Here is a 15820-nt window from a genome sequence, read left to right on the forward strand (position 1 = left end):
CTCGCGGATGACGGCCCGCTCGGTGGTGCTCAGTGTGCTTCTCGGCGCGCACCCGGCCTGGGCGACCGCCGCGCAACTGCTGTTGCTCACCGGCGATTTCGGGATCCGGGAGTCGACGGTGCGGGTGGCTTTGACGCGGATGGTCGGCGCCGGTGATCTGGTGCGTTCCGAGGACGGCTACCGGCTTTCCGACCGGCTCCTCGCCCGCCAGCGTCGCCAGGACGACGCGCTCAACCCGCGTAGACGGGCGTGGGACGGCACCTGGACGTTGCTGGTGATCACCACCGTCGGCACCGAGGCCCGGGCCCGCGCGGCGTTGCGGAACAGACTGCAGGACAAGCGGTTCGCCGAGCTGCGCGAAGGTGTGTGGATCAGGCCCGACAATGTCGAGGTCGATCTCGGTGCGGATGTCCGCGAGCGGGTGCGGGTGCTGCGTGCCCACGACGAGGCGCCGGACGAATTGGCCGCGCAACTGTGGGACCTGTCCGATTGGGCGGATGCCGGCCGGGACATGTTGACCGCGATGGCGGCCGCGCCGGACATCCCGGGCCGATTCACCGTCGCCGCCGCGATGGTCCGCCACCTGCTGACCGACCCGGTGCTGCCCGATGAGCTGCTTCCCGAAGACTGGCCGGGTGCCGCGTTACGGAAAGCCTACGAGGACTTCGCCGCCGAACTGGTGGCGCGACGAGACGGTGTGGAACTAGCGGAGGTTCGATGAGCGAGTCAGGTGGAGTACGGGTGGAGCGCACCGGGCCGGTGACGACGGTGATCATGAACCGCCCCGCGGCCCGCAACGCTGTCAACGGCGCCGCCGCCGCGGAGTTGTTCGCGGCGTTCGAGGAGTTCGATCGTGACGACTCGTCGTCGGTGGCGGTGCTCTGGGGCGACAACGGAACCTTCTGCGCCGGAGCGGATCTCAAAGCCATCGGCACTCCGGAGGCCAACCCCGTGCACCGCACCGGACCGGCTCCGATGGGTCCGAGCCGAATGACGCTGTCCAAACCGGTCATCGCCGCGATCGGTGGCCATGCCGTCGCCGGCGGGTTGGAGCTGGCGCTGTGGTGTGACCTGCGGGTCGTCGAGCAGGACGCGATCATGGGGGTGTTCTGCCGCCGTTGGGGGGTGCCGCTGATCGACGGGGGCACGGTCCGACTGCCGCGGCTGATCGGGCACAGTCGCGCGATGGATCTGATCCTGACCGGCCGCAGCGTGGCTGCCGACGAGGCCCTGGCGATCGGCCTGGCCAATCGTGTGGTGCCGTCAGGTCAATCCCGGCAACACGCCGAAGAGCTGGCGGCCGAGCTCGCTTCGTTGCCCCAGCAGTGTCTGCGTGCCGACCGTCGTTCGGCGCTGACGCAGTGGGGTCAGTCCGAGGCCGACGCGATGGATTTCGAGTTTGGCAGCATGTCCCGGGTGGCGGCCGAATCGCTGGAGGGCGCAGCGCAGTTCGCCGCCGGCGCGGGCCGTCACGGTGCCCCGCGCTGATCAGCCCTTGGTGATGTTGTTGTTGCTGCCGGTGTCGGTGATGTTCGGATCGCCTTCGAGGTAGGTGACCGTGTTGTTCAGCCCGACGACCGAGAGTTCGTTGTCGACGCGGTCGAAGGTGATCTTGTTGTCCGCACCACCGATGTTGACGCTGGCGCACGTGCCGGTCACGGTCAGCGTGTTGTTGGAACCACCGACGTTGAGTGACTTGCCGTCGGCGCAGTCGATGTCGGTGGTGGTGCCGAACGAGCCGTAGTTGATCGTGTTGCCGATCTCGACCTGGGCACCGGAGGAACCGGCCGTCGCCGTCGGGTCGGAGGAGTCCGAACTGTCGGAGCCGCACGCGGTCAACCCGAAGGTCGCCGACAGTGTCGCGACGCCCACCCAGCCGGCCAGTCGCATCAAGGCGGTCACGTCGGCACCTGGCCGATGCGGTTCGTCATCCCCAGTTCGCGGCCCCGGTCCCAGACGACGGGCGCGCCGTTCTTGTAGAACACCGTCTGGTCCCAGCCGTAGACGGTGATGTCGTTGATGACGTTGTCCGCGATGACCACGTTCGACGATCCCTGCACCGACACCGCCCAGCAGGTGCCGAGCGCGTTGATCTGGTTGCCGGTGCCCACCACGATCAGCGTTGCGTTGTTGCAGTCCACGGTCTGGACGACACCTTGACCGGTGATGTGGGTGTCTCCGTTCTCGGCGTGCGCCACCGGGGCCACCGCCGCCAGCACCGCCGCGACGCCGAGCGCGCTCGCGGCCGCTACCCGTCCCACCGCTGATGAAGTCACCATGATTCCCTTCGCGTCGCACAGCCAGCGCCAAGCCTACGACGTCTGCCGGTCGCGTCGTCGGCCTTCGCCTGTTCGCCACGGGTCGCTTTGGCCAGGCGTGCTCGGTAGCGTGAGCGGCGATGCTCCGGAGTTCGGGACGTTTCGGACAACTTCTCATCGTGGCGGTCACAACGACGGCGACGGTTGCAGGATGCACCCATTCGGTCGGTGGGACGGCGCAACGAGCAGAGTCCGAGGTTCCGGACCCCGAGCGGAGCTACGGCTACGTCGACGACCGCTGTGGTCTGCTCGACGACGGCTCGGTGCAGGACATCCTCCAGGCCGACGAGATCACCAGGCCCTACAGCGGCGCGGTGTGCCAGTACATCTTGTCGCGGCCCTCGGGGGCGGGGTCACAGATCGTCGACGTCACGTTCTCCTGGTTCGACACCGGCAGCCTCGACCGGGAACGCGAACTGGCGGAGGCGCGCGGGGCGGTGGTCAACGAGGTCGTCCTGGAGCGCCACGACGTGTTCTCGGCGCGCCGGGACATCACCGGGGCCGCATGCTCGGCCACCGCCGCGGCAGGCACCGGCGTGTTGAGTTGGTGGGTGCAGTTCCGCGGGGTGAGCACCGGCGACCCGTGCGCCGAGGCCGAGAAGCTGCTGTCGGCGACGCTGCGTTCGGACATGTGACGTGGCCACGACAATGATCCTGGCCCGGGCGGGCGTCGCACTGTCGGCCGCGTTGCTGGTCGGGTGCGCAAACACCGGATCCCCCGACGATTCGGCTCCGGGTACGGGAGCGACCGGCGCCGGATTCCGCAGCGTGGACTGCAACGGCGTCACCGATGCCGACGTCGACGCAGCGGCTGGATCAGAGCTGTTCGCGGCGGCGGTGGTCAGTGACGCCGGGTGCTTCTGGCAGGAACAGATGGGGCTCGGCAGCCTCGGCGCCGGTATGGGCATCTCCACGTGGTGGTACCGCGGCAGCGACATGGACACCGAGCGCGAGCTCGAAGAGCTGGCCGGGCGCACGCTGACCGAACTGTCGATCGACGGGAACCAGGGTTTCAAGGCCCACGACGACACCGCCTGCAGCATCTACGTCGCCAAGGGCGCCGACGTGATCACGTGGTCGATCCAGACGCTGAACTCGGCCACGCTGCCTGATCTGTGCACGATCGTCGAGCGGTTGGCTCGCCTGAGCCAGGACCGGGTGAACTAGAGTTTCGCTGACCCGGCCCATCCTGCGACAGGGTCATGGACGACCTGAGGGGGAACCGCGAGATGGCAGCTCGGCCGCTGCGTTCAGCGAGGCTGAGCCGTGACTCCATCGTCAACGCCGCACTGACGTTCCTCGACCGTGAGGGCTGGGACGCGTTGACGATCAACGCGCTGGCCAACCAACTGGGGACCAAGGGCCCGTCGCTCTACAACCACGTGCACAGCCTCGACGATCTGCGCCGGACGGTGCGGATGCGGGTCGTCGGCGACATCATCGACATGCTCAGCACTGTCGGTCAGGGCCGCAGCCCCGACGACGCGGTGATGGTGATGGCCAGCGCGTACCGCAGCTACGCCCACCACCATCCGGGCCGGTACTCGGCGTTCACCCGGATGCCGCTGGGCGGCGACGACCCGGAGTTCACCGAGGTCACCAGGGCCGCGGCGGCGCCGGTGATTTCCGTGCTGGCCGCCTACGGACTGGACACCGAGGCGGCGTTCTTCGCCGCGCTGGAGTTCTGGTCGGCGATGCACGGGTTCGTGCTCCTGGAGATGACCGGGGTGATGGTCGGCATCGACACCGACGCGGTGTTCACGGACATGGTGATGAGGCTGGCGGCCGGCATGCGAAGTCGATGAGTAATTCCCTGTAGCATCGACGGTGGCCCTGACCTGCGTGAACGGCGCTGCGTAGCGCTCCTCGGCGGGTTTGGATCGGTGCGGTCTGCCCTGGTATTGTGGACGATCGTGCCTGGCAAATAGGGCGCTTGTGTCTTTTACGATTCACGAGCATGCCTGCACGCCGGGCAACTTCGCATGTCCGCCATGCTTTGGAAATGCAGGCACCGCCTCGACCTTTTCCTCGGCGGCCGCGTGCGACACGCCCGGCCCCGGGGTAACGGGGAGGGGCAAAACTGCAGGACACAGAACTTCAGAAGTACGAAGAACGACACGTCACAACGACGAGCTACACAGGAAGCCGGTACATGCCAACCATCAACCAGCTGGTCCGCAAGGGTCGCCGCGACAAGATCGCCAAGGTGAAGACGGCGGCCCTCAAGGGCAGCCCGCAGCGCCGTGGCGTGTGCACTCGCGTGTACACGACGACTCCGAAGAAGCCGAACTCGGCGCTCCGCAAGGTCGCCCGTGTGAAGCTGACCAGCCAGGTCGAGGTCACCGCCTACATCCCCGGTGAGGGTCACAACCTCCAGGAGCACTCGATGGTGCTGGTGCGCGGCGGTCGTGTGAAGGACCTTCCCGGTGTGCGCTACAAGATCATCCGCGGCTCGCTCGACACGCAGGGCGTGAAGAACCGCAAGCAAGCCCGCAGCCGCTACGGCGCGAAGAAGGAGAAGAGCTGATGCCGCGCAAAGGGCCCGCGCCGAAGCGTCCGCTGGTGAACGACCCGGTCTACGGGTCCCAGCTGGTCACCCAGCTGGTGAACAAGGTGCTGCTGGACGGGAAGAAATCGCTGGCCGAACGCATTGTTTACGGTGCGCTCGAACAGGCTCGTGACAAGACCGGCACCGATCCGGTCGTCACCCTCAAGCGCGCGTTGGACAACGTCAAGCCCGCCCTCGAGGTGCGTAGTCGCCGTGTCGGCGGCGCGACCTACCAGGTGCCCGTCGAGGTCCGCCCGGAGCGGTCGACCACGCTGGCGCTGCGCTGGCTGGTCACCTTCTCCAAGAACCGTCGCGAGAAGACCATGGTCGAGCGGCTCGCCAACGAGATCCTGGACGCCAGCAATGGCCTGGGTGCCGCCGTCAAGCGACGCGAGGACACCCACAAGATGGCCGAGGCGAACCGGGCCTTCGCGCACTACCGCTGGTGATCACGGCCCCTCGGGGCAGCACACAGAACACCTATCTAGCAAGCGAAAGAGTGGGAATTTAGCCGTGGCACAGGACGTGCTGACCGACCTCACGAAGGTCCGCAACATCGGCATCATGGCGCACATCGATGCCGGTAAGACGACGACGACCGAGCGCATCCTCTACTACACCGGTATCAGCTACAAGATCGGTGAGGTACACGACGGCGCCGCCACGATGGACTGGATGGAGCAGGAACAGGAGCGGGGGATCACCATCACCTCCGCCGCCACGACCTGCTTCTGGAACGACAACCAGATCAACATCATCGACACGCCTGGTCACGTCGACTTCACCGTCGAGGTGGAGCGTTCGCTGCGCGTGCTCGACGGTGCCGTGGCCGTCTTCGACGGCAAGGAAGGTGTCGAGCCGCAGTCCGAGCAGGTCTGGCGCCAAGCCGACAAGTACGACGTCCCGCGCATTTGTTTCGTCAACAAGATGGACAAGATCGGCGCCGACTTCTACTTCTCGGTGCGCACCATGGAAGAGCGCCTCGGCGCCAACGTCATCCCGATCCAGCTGCCGATCGGTGCCGAGGGCGATTTCGCCGGCGTCGTCGACCTGGTCGAGATGAAGGCCAAGGTGTGGAGCGCCGAGGCCAAGCTGGGCGAGAAGTACGACGTCGTCGACATTCCGGCCGATCTGCAGGACAAGGCCGACGAGTACCGCACCAAGCTGCTCGAAGCGGTCGCCGAGACCGACGAGTCGCTGCTGGAGAAGTACTTCGGCGGCGAGCAGCTGTCCACCGAGGAGATCAAGGGTGCGCTGCGCAAGCTCACCATCAACTCCGAGGCGTATCTGGTGCTGTGCGGCAGCGCGTTCAAGAACAAGGGTGTGCAGCCCATGCTCGACGCGGTGATCGACTACCTGCCCTCGCCGCTGGACGTGCCGCCCGCGGTCGGCCATGCGCCGAACAAGGAGGACGTCGAGGTCATCCGTAACCCGTCGACCGACGAGCCGTTCTCGGCGCTGGCGTTCAAGGTCGCCACCCACCCGTTCTTCGGCAAGCTCACCTACGTCCGGGTGTACTCGGGCAAGGTCGACTCCGGCTCGCAGGTGGTCAACGCCACCAAGGGCAAGAAGGAGCGACTGGGCAAGCTGTTCCAGATGCACTCCAACAAAGAGAACCCGGTGGAGACCGCAGCGGCGGGTCACATCTACGCGGTGATCGGCCTGAAGGACACCACGACCGGCGACACGCTGTCCGACGCGAACGATCAGGTCGTCCTCGAGTCGATGACGTTCCCGGATCCGGTCATCGAGGTGGCGATCGAGCCGAAGACCAAGAGTGACCAGGAGAAGCTGAGCCTGTCGATCCAGAAGCTGGCCGAGGAGGATCCGACCTTCAAGGTGCACCTGGACCAGGACACCGGCCAGACCGTCATCGGCGGTATGGGCGAGCTGCACCTGGATATCCTGGTGGACCGGATGCGCCGCGAGTTCAAGGTCGAGGCCAACGTCGGCAAGCCGCAGGTCGCCTACCGCGAGACCATCAAGCGCAAGGTCGACAAGGTCGAGTTCACCCACAAGAAGCAGACGGGTGGCTCCGGCCAGTTCGCCAAGGTGCTGATCTCCCTCGAGCCCTTCACCGGCGAGGACGGTGCGACCTACGAGTTCGAGAACAAGGTCACCGGTGGCCGCGTCCCGCGCGAGTACATCCCGTCGGTCGACGCCGGTGCTCAGGACGCCATGCAGTACGGCGTGCTGGCCGGCTACCCGCTGGTGAACATCAAGGTCACGCTGCTCGACGGTGCTTTCCACGAGGTCGACTCGTCGGAGATGGCGTTCAAGGTGGCCGGCTCGCAGGTACTGAAAAAGGCTGCGCAGCAAGCGCAGCCCGTCATCCTCGAGCCGATCATGGCTGTCGAGGTCACCACACCCGAGGACTACATGGGTGAAGTGATCGGCGACCTGAACTCCCGCCGTGGTCAGATCCAGGCCATGGAGGAGCGCAGTGGTGCCCGCGTCGTCAAGGCGCATGTGCCGCTGTCGGAGATGTTCGGCTACGTCGGAGACCTCAGGTCGAAGACCCAGGGCCGGGCGAACTACTCCATGGTGTTCGACTCGTACGCCGAAGTTCCGGCGAACGTGTCGAAGGAGATCATCGCGAAGGCGACGGGTCAGTAAAACCGGACCCCGTCGCCCGACGGGACCACACAACTGAAAAAATCAACACTGCTTTAGAAGAAGCACCAACACAGTCCAGGAGGACACCACAGTGGCGAAGGCGAAGTTCGAGCGGACGAAGCCGCACGTCAACATCGGGACCATCGGTCACGTTGACCACGGCAAGACCACGCTGACTGCAGCAATCACCAAGGTTCTGCACGACAAGTTCCCCGAGTTGAACGAGTCGCGCGCATTCGACCAGATCGACAATGCGCCCGAAGAGCGTCAGCGCGGCATCACGATCAACATCTCCCACGTGGAGTACCAGACCGACAAGCGTCACTACGCGCACGTCGACGCCCCCGGTCACGCTGACTACATCAAGAACATGATCACCGGTGCCGCCCAGATGGACGGAGCGATCCTGGTGGTCGCCGCCACTGACGGTCCGATGCCCCAGACCCGCGAGCACGTGCTGCTGGCGCGTCAGGTCGGCGTGCCCTACATCCTGGTCGCGCTGAACAAGGCCGACGCCGTCGACGATGAGGAGCTCATCGAGCTCGTCGAGCTGGAGGTCCGCGAACTGCTGGCCGCCCAGGACTTCGACGAGGAGGCCCCGGTCGTGCGCGTCTCGGCGCTCAAGGCCCTCGAAGGCGACCCGGAGTGGGTCAAGTCGGTCGAGGAGCTCATGGAGGCCGTCGACGCGTCGATCCCGGACCCGGTCCGCGACACCGAGAAGCCGTTCCTGATGCCCGTCGAGGACGTCTTCACGATCACCGGCCGCGGCACCGTGGTCACCGGTCGTGTCGAGCGCGGCGTGGTCAACGTGAACGAGGAAGTCGAGATCGTCGGCATCAAGACCACCAGCACCAAGACCACGGTCACTGGTGTGGAGATGTTCCGCAAGCTGCTCGACCAGGGCCAGGCCGGCGACAACGTCGGGCTGCTGCTGCGTGGCATCAAGCGCGAGGACGTGGAGCGCGGCCAGGTCGTCATCAAGCCGGGCACCACCACCCCGCACACCGAGTTCGAGGGCCAGGTCTACATCCTGTCCAAGGACGAGGGCGGCCGTCACACGCCGTTCTTCAACAACTACCGTCCGCAGTTCTACTTCCGCACCACCGACGTGACCGGTGTGGTGACGCTGCCGGAGGGCACCGAGATGGTGATGCCGGGTGACAACACCGACATCTCCGTCAAGCTGATCCAGCCCGTCGCCATGGACGAGGGTCTGCGCTTCGCGATTCGCGAGGGCGGCCGTACCGTCGGCGCCGGCCGGGTCACCAAGATCATCAAGTGATCTAGGCTCTGCCAACGAACAGTGGCGCTCACCCGACAGGGTGGGCGCCACTTTCGTGTGCGGCCGACACGCTGTAACGGCCGCGACCGGTCCGCCGATGTACCGGTCAACGGCCGCAGAGGGGTCGGCCGCCGATTGATCGAGGGTATTTTGGTTCGTCGTTTCGCATCGTTGGTCAGCGCCGCCGTCATCGGTGGCGCTGCCTTCGCTTCCCTGACCATGGCCACCGCGCAGGCGCAGCCCGCCTGCCCCGACGTCCACCTGATCGGCGCCGCCGGTTCCGGTGAGCGTGACGGTGCGCTTCTCGCGGCTGATGCCGGGATGGGCCGGGTGGTCCACAAGTCCTTCAACGATCTGCAGACGCTGCTGGCGCGTGACGGTCGCACGATCACCGCCGAGGCCGTCGAGTACCCGGCCACCGCGGTGCCGCTGGACGGCGGCATCCTTGACTGGGCCGGCTTCATGGGCAGCGTCGACACCGGCGCTGCCGCGCTCGGCCAGCAGTACGCGGCGTTCGTCGCGCAGTGCCCCACCACCAAGGTGGTGCTCGCCGGCTACTCGCAGGGCGCGATGGTGGTGCACCGCAACCTGCACGCGCTCGACGCCAGCCCGAACCTGGCCGCGGCGTTGCTGATCGCCGACGGTGACCGGCTGCCGCAGGATCCCACCCTGAACCTGGGTACGGTCACCGCAGTCCCCGGTGCCGGTAAGGGCGTCGCTCAGGACTGGCCGATCCTGGCCCGCGCTCCGGCCCCGCTGCCCGTCTCGATCGGCAGCCGCACGATCAGCGTCTGCGACGTCGGCGACGCCGTCTGCGACTACGATCCCGACGCCGAAGACGTCCCGTCCGCGGCGGTGAATGTGCACACCAGCTACGCCCGCTCGTCGTCCGGCACCTCGTGGACCCGGCCGTTGTACCAGCTGCTCGGTCCGGCGCCGACCGACAACCAGATCGCCAATCCCCGGGTGGTCGCCGCCGGTTGATGCCCGGTTAGCTCGCTGGGGCCGCCGTCTCTGGCGATAATCTGGGCATGTCCACATTCTGGCGCTATGTCCGGGTGCAGCTGCTGGTCCTGTTGTGCGGCATCGTCGGCCCGATCTTTCTGGTCATCTATTTCGTCGCGGGCGCCGACCCGATGCTCGAGTGGATGTTCTGGACAGGGTTGCTGATCACCGCCGTCGACGTGTTGATCGCGCTGGCGATCACCGGGTTCGGCTCCAGGTCGGCTGCCAAGACCCAGCAGCTGGAGGCGTCCGGGGTGCTGGCATTGGCTCAGGTCACCGGCATCCACGAGACCAACACCCGGATCAACGACCGGCCTCTGGTCAAGCTCGACCTGCAGATCTCCGGACCCGGCATCACGCCGTTTGCCACCCAGGACCAGGTGATCGCGTCGGTGTCGCGACTGCCGATGATCACCAGCCGCAAATTGGTCGCGCTGGTGGATCCGGCCACCAGCGAATACCAGATCGATTGGCAGCGGAGCGCTTTGGTGGCCGGGCTGATGCCGGCGACGTTCAGCGTCTCGCAGCAGGACGGGCTGGACGGCCGGACCTACGATCTGACCGGCCAGACCGAGCCGCTGATGCAGATCCTGCAGGTCCTCAAGGCGAACGGCATCAGTATGGACCAGATGATCGACCTACGGTCGAATCCGGCAGCGCGACAACAGGTGCAAGCCATCGTGCGGCACGCGGCGGCGCAACAGACGCTGCCGCCTCCGCCGGTGCCGACCGGTGCTTCCTACAGTGCGCCGGAAGACGCCACGCCGTCCCAGCGCCTCGAGCAGCTCGAGACGCTGCGGGCCACCGGCGCGATCACCGAGGACGAGTACACCGCCAAACGCCGGGAGATCATCTCGGAACTCTAGTAGAACGCGTTCTAGTTCTGCTGTTAGCCTGATGCTGCCTCGTGGGCAACGAAGGGAGCGGTCGTGTCAGCTGGTGCAGCCCTGGAAGGTCGCGTCGCCTTCATCACCGGAGCGGCGCGTGGTCAGGGACGCGCGCATGCCGTCCGGCTGGCCAACGACGGCGCCGACATCATCGCGATCGACGTGTGTGGTCCGGTGTCGCCGACGGTCACCTACCCGATGCCCACCTCCGAGGATCTGGCCGAGACGGTGCGATTGGTCGAAGCCACCGGCCGCAAGGTGCTCGCCCGCGAGGTCGACATCCGCGACCTGGCCGCATTGCAGCAGGTGGTCGCCGACGGCGTCGAACAGTTCGGCCGTCTGGACATCGTCGTCGCGAACGCCGGCATTCTCAGCTGGGGCCGGATGTTCGAGATGTCCGAGGAGCAGTGGGACAGCGTCATCGACGTCAACCTCAACGGAACCTGGCGCACCATCCGGGCAGCGGTTCCGGCGATGATCGAGGCGGGCAACGGTGGCTCCATCATCATCGTCAGTTCGTCGGCGGGCACCAAGGCCACTCCGGGCAACGGACACTACTCGGCCTCCAAGCACGGTCTGGTGGCGATCACCAATGCGTTGGCGATCGAGGTGGGCGAGTTCGGGATCCGGGTCAATTCGATCCACCCGTACTCGATCGACACGCCGATGGTCGAGCCGGACGCCATGATGGAGATCTTCGGGAAGTACCCGGCTTTCTTGCACAGCTTCTCCCCGATGCCGTATCAGCCCGTGCATCACCAGGGCAAGAAAGGCCTCAAGGAATTCATGACGCCCGAAGAGGTTTCGGACGTGGTGTCCTGGCTGGCCGGTGACGGGTCGGCGACCATCTCGGGTTCCCAGATCGCCGTCGACCGCGGAACCGCCAAGTACTAGGCGGTTTCGGCGAGAATTTCGCCCAGCTGACCGACGGCCCAGTCGATCTCGTCTGCGGTGATCACCAGTGGCGGCGCGAACCGCAGCGTCGATCCGTGGGTGTCCTTCACAAGGATTCCGCGGTCGGCGAGCCTGAGGCTGATCTGTTTGCCGCTGCCGTGCACCGGATCGATGTCGACGCCGGCCCACAGTCCCTTGCCGCGCACCCCGACCACGCCCTGACCGATCAGCCCGCGGAGTCTGGCGTGCAGGTGAGCGCCGAGTTCGGTTGATCGGGTTTGGAATTCGCCGCGGCGCAGCATGTCGACCACGGTGCTGCCGATCGCGGCTGCCAACGGGTTGCCGCCGAACGTCGAACCGTGCTCGCCGGGATGCAGCACTCCGAGGACGTCTCGATCGGCAACCACTGCGGACAGTGGGACGACGCCCCCACCGAGCGCCTTGCCCAGAAGGTACACATCGGGCACCACGCCCCAGTGGTCGCAGGCGAACGTCCGCCCGGTGCGTGCCAGCCCGGACTGGATCTCGTCGGCGATCAGCAATACGTTGCGCTGCGTGCACAAGGTGCGTACCCGCGGCAGGTAGTCATCGGGTGGGACGATGATGCCTGCTTCTCCCTGGATGGGTTCGATCAGCACGGCGACGGTGTCGTCGTCGATCGCCGCGGCCATCGCCTCGGCGTACGGATCGTCCGGGCCGAACGGCACGGTACGGAACCCGGGGGCGTACGGGCCGAAGCCGCGGCGCGCCGTCTCGTCGTCGGAGAAGCTGATGATCGTGGTAGTGCGGCCGTGGAAGTTGTTGCGTGCCACCACAATGTTGGCGGTGTTCACGCCTTTGACATCGACGCCCCACTTGCGGGCGACCTTGATCCCGCTCTCCACCGCCTCGGCGCCGCTGTTCATCGGCAGCACCATGTCTTTGCCGCACAATTCGGCCAGGGCGGCGCAGAACGGCGCGAGCCGGTCGGAGTGGAATGCGCGGCTCACCAGCGTGACGGTGTCGAGTTGTGCATGCGCGGTCGCCGTCACCTCCGGGTTGCGGTGGCCGAAGTTCACCGCCGAGTACGCGGCCAGACAATCGAGATAGCGACGTCCCTCCAGGTCGGTGATCCAGGCGCCCTCGGCGCCGGCGGCGACCACGGGCAGCGGCGAGTAGTTGTGCGCGACGTGGCGGTGGTCCAGGTCGATGGTGGCGTCGGTGGCGTCCGTGGTCATGGTCTCCACGGTAGAACTGTCGCGGCCCGCGACGGCGATCGTCATGGGTGTACCTCCAGTGTGCAGCATTTGACCGATCCGCCGCCCTTGAGCAGCTCGGACAGGTCGACCCCCACGGGGCGGAAGCCCGCTTGCCGCAGTTGTTCGGCGAAGCCCGTTGCAGCAGAAGGTAATACGACGTTGAGGCCGTCGGAGACGACGTTGAGGCCCAGAACGTAGGCGTCGCCGCTGGCGACTTCGATGGCGTCGGGGAACAGCCGGGACAGCGTCGCGCGGGAATGCTCGGTGAACGCCGGCGGGTAGTAGGCGATGGTGTTGTCGTCCAGGACGGCCAGCGCGGTGTCGAGGTGGTAGAAGCGTGGGTCGACGAGTTCCAGTCCGACGACCGGCATCCCGACGTGTTCGGCGATCTCCTCGTGGGCTCGCCGGTCGGTGCGAAAACCGTAGCCGGCCAGAATGACCGGGCCGACCACCAGAAGATCCCCCTGGCCCTCGTTGACGTGGCGGGTCTCGGCGGCCGGGTAACCGTGGCCCGCCATCCACTCGGCGTACGCGACGGATTCTCCGCGGCGCTCGGCGTGGGTGAAGCGGGCCACCACGGCTTTGCCGTTGACGATCAACCCGCCGTTGGCTGCATAGACCATGTCCGGTAACCCCGGCACGGGATCCACGAGGTCAACGCTGTGGCCGAGCTCGGTGTAGGTCCGACGCAGCGCCCGCCACTGATCCATCGCACGCCCCGTGTCCACCGGCGCGGAGGTGTCCATCCACGGGTTGATCGAGTATTCGACGGTGAAGTACTCCGGCGGGGTCATCAGGTACCGGCGCGGTCGGGCCGTCCGGCGGTGGGCGGACTCGGTGACGGGCGCCCTGACGACTGCCGCGACATCGGTTGGTGTCATGAATCAACGATATGGATGGCTCTTGACGCAATCAATCAACACCTATTGCGTGTCTAGCCACTGTTCATTGTGCCAGAGAGCGGATTGTGTATGTTTGTTGCGCAGGAGGAACCGTGGACCGTCTGGACGAGATCGACGAGCGCATTCTGACCGAATTGGCCGAGCATGCGCGGGCGACGTTCGCCGAGATCGGGCAGCGGGTGAATCTGTCGGCACCAGCAGTCAAGCGGCGGGTGGACAGGATGCTCGACAGCGGCGTGATCCGGGGATTCACCACCGTCATCGATCGCAATGCGCTGGGCTGGACGACCGAGGCTTATGTCCAGGTGTACTGCCACGGCACGATCGCGCCTGATGAGCTGCGTGCGGCGTGGCAGGACATCCCGGAGGTGGTGAGTGCGGCCACGGTGACCGGAACGTCTGACGCGGTGCTGCATGTGCTCGCCCGCGACATGCGTCACCTCGAGGAGGCCCTCGAACGGATCCGCGCTTCCGCCGACATCGAGCGCAGCGAGAGCATCGTGGTGCTGTCCAACCTCATCGACCGGGCACCTGGCTGACGGCCGTTCCACGACGCCGAACCTGTGGGGTGGCGCACACCGGTGCGACTCGATCGTGTAGAACACCCAAGTGACCACATCTGGAGGCATCGTGATCGTCGGCGGTGGGCTGGCCGCTGCCCGCACGGCCGAGCAACTGCGTCGTTCCGAGTACGCCGGAGCCATCACGATCGTCAGCGATGAGGAGCATCTGCCCTACGATCGGCCGCCGCTGTCGAAAGAGGTGCTGCGCTCGGAGACCGACGACGTCACCCTGAAGCCGGCCGAGTTCTACACCGAAAAAGACATCACGGTGTTGCTCGGTAACGGGGCCAGGTCGCTGGACACCGCGGCCCAGACCCTGACCCTTGCCGACGGCAGCGAGCTGGGCTACGACGAGTTGATCATCGCGACGGGTCTGGTGCCCAAACGCATTTCGTCGTTTCCGGATCTCGAGGGCATCTTCGTTTTGCGTTCGATGGACGAGAGCCTCGCACTGCGTCGGGCTGCGGGGGAGGCCCGCCGCGCGGTGGTGATCGGCGCGGGTTTCATCGGTTGCGAGGTGGCCGCCAGCATGCGCGGCCTCGGAGTGGACGTGGTGCTGGTAGAGCCGCAGCCGGCGCCACTGGCGTCGGTGCTGGGCGAGCAGATCGGCGGCCTGGTCACCCGGCTGCACCAGGCCGAGGGCGTGGATGTGCGCTGCGGCGTGGGTGTCACCGAGGTCTCCGGTGAGGGTCGGGTGCAGAAAGTCACCCTCGGAGACAACACCGAACTCGATGCCGACCTCGTGGTCGTCGGCATCGGTTCCCGGCCGGCGACCGAGTGGCTCGACGGCAGCGGGATCGCGGTCGACAACGGCGTGGTCTGTGACGACGCGGGCCGCGCGAGTGCCCCCCACGTCTGGGCCATCGGGGACGTCGCGTCCTGGCGTGACACCGTGGGAGGCCAAGTGCGCGTAGAACATTGGAGTAATGTCGCCGACCAGGCCCGGGCGCTGGTGCCTGCCCTGCTCGGGCAGGATGCGCCCGCCGCCGTGTCGGTCCCGTACTTCTGGAGCGACCAGTACGACGTCAAGATCCAATGTCTGGGTGAGCCCGAGGCCACCGATACCGTGCACATCGTCGAGGACGACGGTCGCAAGTTCCTGGCGTACTACGAGCGCGACGGCGCTGTGGTCGGCGTCGTCGGGGGCGGGATGCCGGGCAAGGTCATGAAGGCGCGTTCGAAGATCGCCGCGGGAGCACCGATCGCCGACGTTCTGGGGTAGCGCCCGGAACACCGACGCCGAGTGTCGGTGGAGCTTCCGTGCAGGCATCCCCCAGTCGGCGCAGCAAGGATCCGGCGGGTCTTCTCGTCGGAGAGGGCCTTGGTGTGTGTCGTGATCGAGCCACATCCACAACCTTCCAGCCGTAGCCGCGGTTATCCACAAGTCGCGACCTTGCCAGGAGCCGATGTCGGTGGCTGGCCGTAGAATCGCACGTATGTTCGACTCGCTGTTCGCTGGTGTGGCTGATGACGCGTTGGTGGGTGTGGTCGAGCGGTTGGCGCGGGAGGAAGCGCAGGTGGCGGCGCGGCGGTTGGCGGCGATCGCGGAGTTGGTGGTCCGCACGGT

The 15820-nt window shown here is 66.5% G+C and carries 18 protein-coding genes; 14 read left to right on the forward strand and 4 right to left on the reverse strand.

The genetic code is table 11. From position 1 onward, the window contains the following. The first annotated feature begins 7 nt into the window (after positions 1-7). Positions 8-721, forward strand: coding sequence for a PaaX family transcriptional regulator C-terminal domain-containing protein (locus BEMPMBAN_RS23355; protein WP_159233657.1), 714 nt, complete (start codon positions 8-10; stop codon positions 719-721). Then, a complete protein-coding gene (locus tag BEMPMBAN_RS23360) occupies positions 718-1488 on the forward strand; it encodes a crotonase/enoyl-CoA hydratase family protein (RefSeq protein WP_159233643.1) in 771 nt (256 codons plus the stop codon). Before BEMPMBAN_RS23355 ends, BEMPMBAN_RS23360 begins: the two co-directional genes overlap by 4 nt. On the opposite strand, the gene BEMPMBAN_RS23365 is transcribed toward BEMPMBAN_RS23360, so the two are convergent. Both BEMPMBAN_RS23365 and BEMPMBAN_RS23370 read right to left on the reverse strand, forming a co-directional pair. Next, complete coding sequence (locus BEMPMBAN_RS23365) at positions 1489-1890, reverse strand: DUF3060 domain-containing protein (protein WP_159233658.1); 402 nt, start codon at positions 1888-1890, stop codon at positions 1489-1491. A gap of 8 nt (positions 1891-1898) precedes the next feature. Next, complete coding sequence (locus tag BEMPMBAN_RS23370; protein ID WP_159233644.1) at positions 1899-2279, reverse strand: DUF3060 domain-containing protein; 381 nt, start codon at positions 2277-2279, stop codon at positions 1899-1901. 119 nt (positions 2280-2398) lie between these two features. On the opposite strand from BEMPMBAN_RS23370, the gene BEMPMBAN_RS23375 reads away from it, so the two are divergent. The 10 genes from BEMPMBAN_RS23375 (at position 2399) to BEMPMBAN_RS23420 (ending at position 11550) form a co-directional block, all read left to right on the forward strand. Beyond that, complete coding sequence (locus tag BEMPMBAN_RS23375) at positions 2399-2953, forward strand: DUF3558 domain-containing protein (protein WP_159233645.1); 555 nt, start codon at positions 2399-2401, stop codon at positions 2951-2953. 13 nt (positions 2954-2966) lie between these two features. Further along, positions 2967-3485: a DUF3558 domain-containing protein gene (locus tag BEMPMBAN_RS23380; protein WP_159233659.1), complete on the forward strand. Its 519-nt coding sequence runs from the start codon at positions 2967-2969 to the stop codon at positions 3483-3485. Between the two features lie 62 nt (positions 3486-3547). After that, positions 3548-4123 (forward strand): TetR/AcrR family transcriptional regulator, encoded by a 576-nt coding sequence (locus tag BEMPMBAN_RS23385; protein ID WP_159233646.1) that lies wholly within the window; start codon positions 3548-3550, stop codon positions 4121-4123. A 347-nt stretch (positions 4124-4470) separates the two neighbouring features. After that, positions 4471-4845 (forward strand): 30S ribosomal protein S12, encoded by a 375-nt coding sequence (gene rpsL / locus BEMPMBAN_RS23390; protein WP_011558401.1) that lies wholly within the window; start codon positions 4471-4473, stop codon positions 4843-4845. Next, positions 4845-5315 carry a 30S ribosomal protein S7 gene (gene rpsG / locus BEMPMBAN_RS23395; RefSeq protein WP_159233647.1) on the forward strand — a complete coding sequence of 157 codons (471 nt, stop codon included), beginning with the start codon at positions 4845-4847 and terminating at the stop codon, positions 5313-5315. Before rpsL ends, rpsG begins: the two co-directional genes overlap by 1 nt. A 64-nt stretch (positions 5316-5379) precedes the next feature. Next, positions 5380-7482 (forward strand): elongation factor G, encoded by a 2103-nt coding sequence (gene fusA, locus BEMPMBAN_RS23400; RefSeq protein WP_159233648.1) that lies wholly within the window; start codon positions 5380-5382, stop codon positions 7480-7482. A 91-nt stretch (positions 7483-7573) separates the two neighbouring features. Next, complete coding sequence (gene tuf, locus BEMPMBAN_RS23405) at positions 7574-8764, forward strand: elongation factor Tu (RefSeq protein WP_159233649.1); 1191 nt, start codon at positions 7574-7576, stop codon at positions 8762-8764. A gap of 219 nt (positions 8765-8983) precedes the next feature. After that, positions 8984-9748: a cutinase family protein gene (locus BEMPMBAN_RS23410; RefSeq protein ID WP_159233660.1), complete on the forward strand. Its 765-nt coding sequence runs from the start codon at positions 8984-8986 to the stop codon at positions 9746-9748. A 47-nt stretch (positions 9749-9795) separates the two neighbouring features. Next, on the forward strand, positions 9796-10635 hold the full coding sequence (locus tag BEMPMBAN_RS23415; RefSeq protein WP_159233650.1) for an SHOCT domain-containing protein: 840 nt from the start codon (positions 9796-9798) through the stop codon (positions 10633-10635). A gap of 81 nt (positions 10636-10716) precedes the next feature. Further along, positions 10717-11550 (forward strand): mycofactocin-coupled SDR family oxidoreductase, encoded by an 834-nt coding sequence (locus BEMPMBAN_RS23420; RefSeq protein ID WP_159233661.1) that lies wholly within the window; start codon positions 10717-10719, stop codon positions 11548-11550. Here BEMPMBAN_RS23420 and rocD read toward each other — a convergent pair. Both rocD and ddaH read right to left on the reverse strand, forming a co-directional pair. Next, complete coding sequence (gene rocD / locus BEMPMBAN_RS23425; RefSeq protein ID WP_159233662.1) at positions 11547-12767, reverse strand: ornithine--oxo-acid transaminase; 1221 nt, start codon at positions 12765-12767, stop codon at positions 11547-11549. The genes BEMPMBAN_RS23420 and rocD overlap by 4 nt on opposite strands. A 41-nt stretch (positions 12768-12808) precedes the next feature. Continuing rightward, positions 12809-13669: a dimethylargininase gene (gene ddaH, locus BEMPMBAN_RS23430; RefSeq protein ID WP_159233651.1), complete on the reverse strand. Its 861-nt coding sequence runs from the start codon at positions 13667-13669 to the stop codon at positions 12809-12811. 113 nt (positions 13670-13782) lie between these two features. Here ddaH and BEMPMBAN_RS23435 point away from each other — a divergent pair, with 113 nt between their 5' ends. Next, positions 13783-14229, forward strand: a complete 447-nt coding sequence (locus tag BEMPMBAN_RS23435) for an Rv2324 family transcriptional regulator (protein ID WP_159233652.1) — start codon at positions 13783-13785, stop codon at positions 14227-14229. A 70-nt stretch (positions 14230-14299) separates the two neighbouring features. Continuing rightward, complete coding sequence (locus BEMPMBAN_RS23440) at positions 14300-15475, forward strand: NAD(P)/FAD-dependent oxidoreductase (protein ID WP_159233653.1); 1176 nt, start codon at positions 14300-14302, stop codon at positions 15473-15475. Positions 15476-15820: the final 345 nt, after the last annotated feature.

Origin of the sequence: Mycolicibacterium austroafricanum, assembly GCF_902705885.1 — a bacterium.
GTDB lineage: Bacteria > Actinomycetota > Actinomycetes > Mycobacteriales > Mycobacteriaceae > Mycobacterium > Mycobacterium vanbaalenii_A.

What these genes read in the sequence shown, in the direction of transcription:
- BEMPMBAN_RS23355 (WP_159233657.1), top strand. Translation starts at nt 8, where the DNA reads ATGACGGCCCGCTCGGTGGTGCTCAGTGTGCTTCTCGGCGCGCACCCG.
- BEMPMBAN_RS23360 (WP_159233643.1), top strand. Translation starts at nt 718, where the DNA reads ATGAGCGAGTCAGGTGGAGTACGGGTGGAGCGCACCGGGCCGGTGACG.
- BEMPMBAN_RS23365 (WP_159233658.1), bottom strand. Translation starts at nt 1,890, where the DNA reads ATGCGACTGGCCGGCTGGGTGGGCGTCGCGACACTGTCGGCGACCTTC.
- BEMPMBAN_RS23370 (WP_159233644.1), bottom strand. Translation starts at nt 2,279, where the DNA reads ATGGTGACTTCATCAGCGGTGGGACGGGTAGCGGCCGCGAGCGCGCTC.
- BEMPMBAN_RS23375 (WP_159233645.1), top strand. Translation starts at nt 2,399, where the DNA reads ATGCTCCGGAGTTCGGGACGTTTCGGACAACTTCTCATCGTGGCGGTC.
- BEMPMBAN_RS23380 (WP_159233659.1), top strand. Translation starts at nt 2,967, where the DNA reads ATGATCCTGGCCCGGGCGGGCGTCGCACTGTCGGCCGCGTTGCTGGTC.
- BEMPMBAN_RS23385 (WP_159233646.1), top strand. Translation starts at nt 3,548, where the DNA reads ATGGCAGCTCGGCCGCTGCGTTCAGCGAGGCTGAGCCGTGACTCCATC.
- rpsL (WP_011558401.1), top strand. Translation starts at nt 4,471, where the DNA reads ATGCCAACCATCAACCAGCTGGTCCGCAAGGGTCGCCGCGACAAGATC.
- rpsG (WP_159233647.1), top strand. Translation starts at nt 4,845, where the DNA reads ATGCCGCGCAAAGGGCCCGCGCCGAAGCGTCCGCTGGTGAACGACCCG.
- BEMPMBAN_RS23410 (WP_159233660.1), top strand. Translation starts at nt 8,984, where the DNA reads ATGGCCACCGCGCAGGCGCAGCCCGCCTGCCCCGACGTCCACCTGATC.
- BEMPMBAN_RS23415 (WP_159233650.1), top strand. Translation starts at nt 9,796, where the DNA reads ATGTCCACATTCTGGCGCTATGTCCGGGTGCAGCTGCTGGTCCTGTTG.
- rocD (WP_159233662.1), bottom strand. Translation starts at nt 12,767, where the DNA reads ATGACCACGGACGCCACCGACGCCACCATCGACCTGGACCACCGCCAC.
- ddaH (WP_159233651.1), bottom strand. Translation starts at nt 13,669, where the DNA reads ATGACACCAACCGATGTCGCGGCAGTCGTCAGGGCGCCCGTCACCGAG.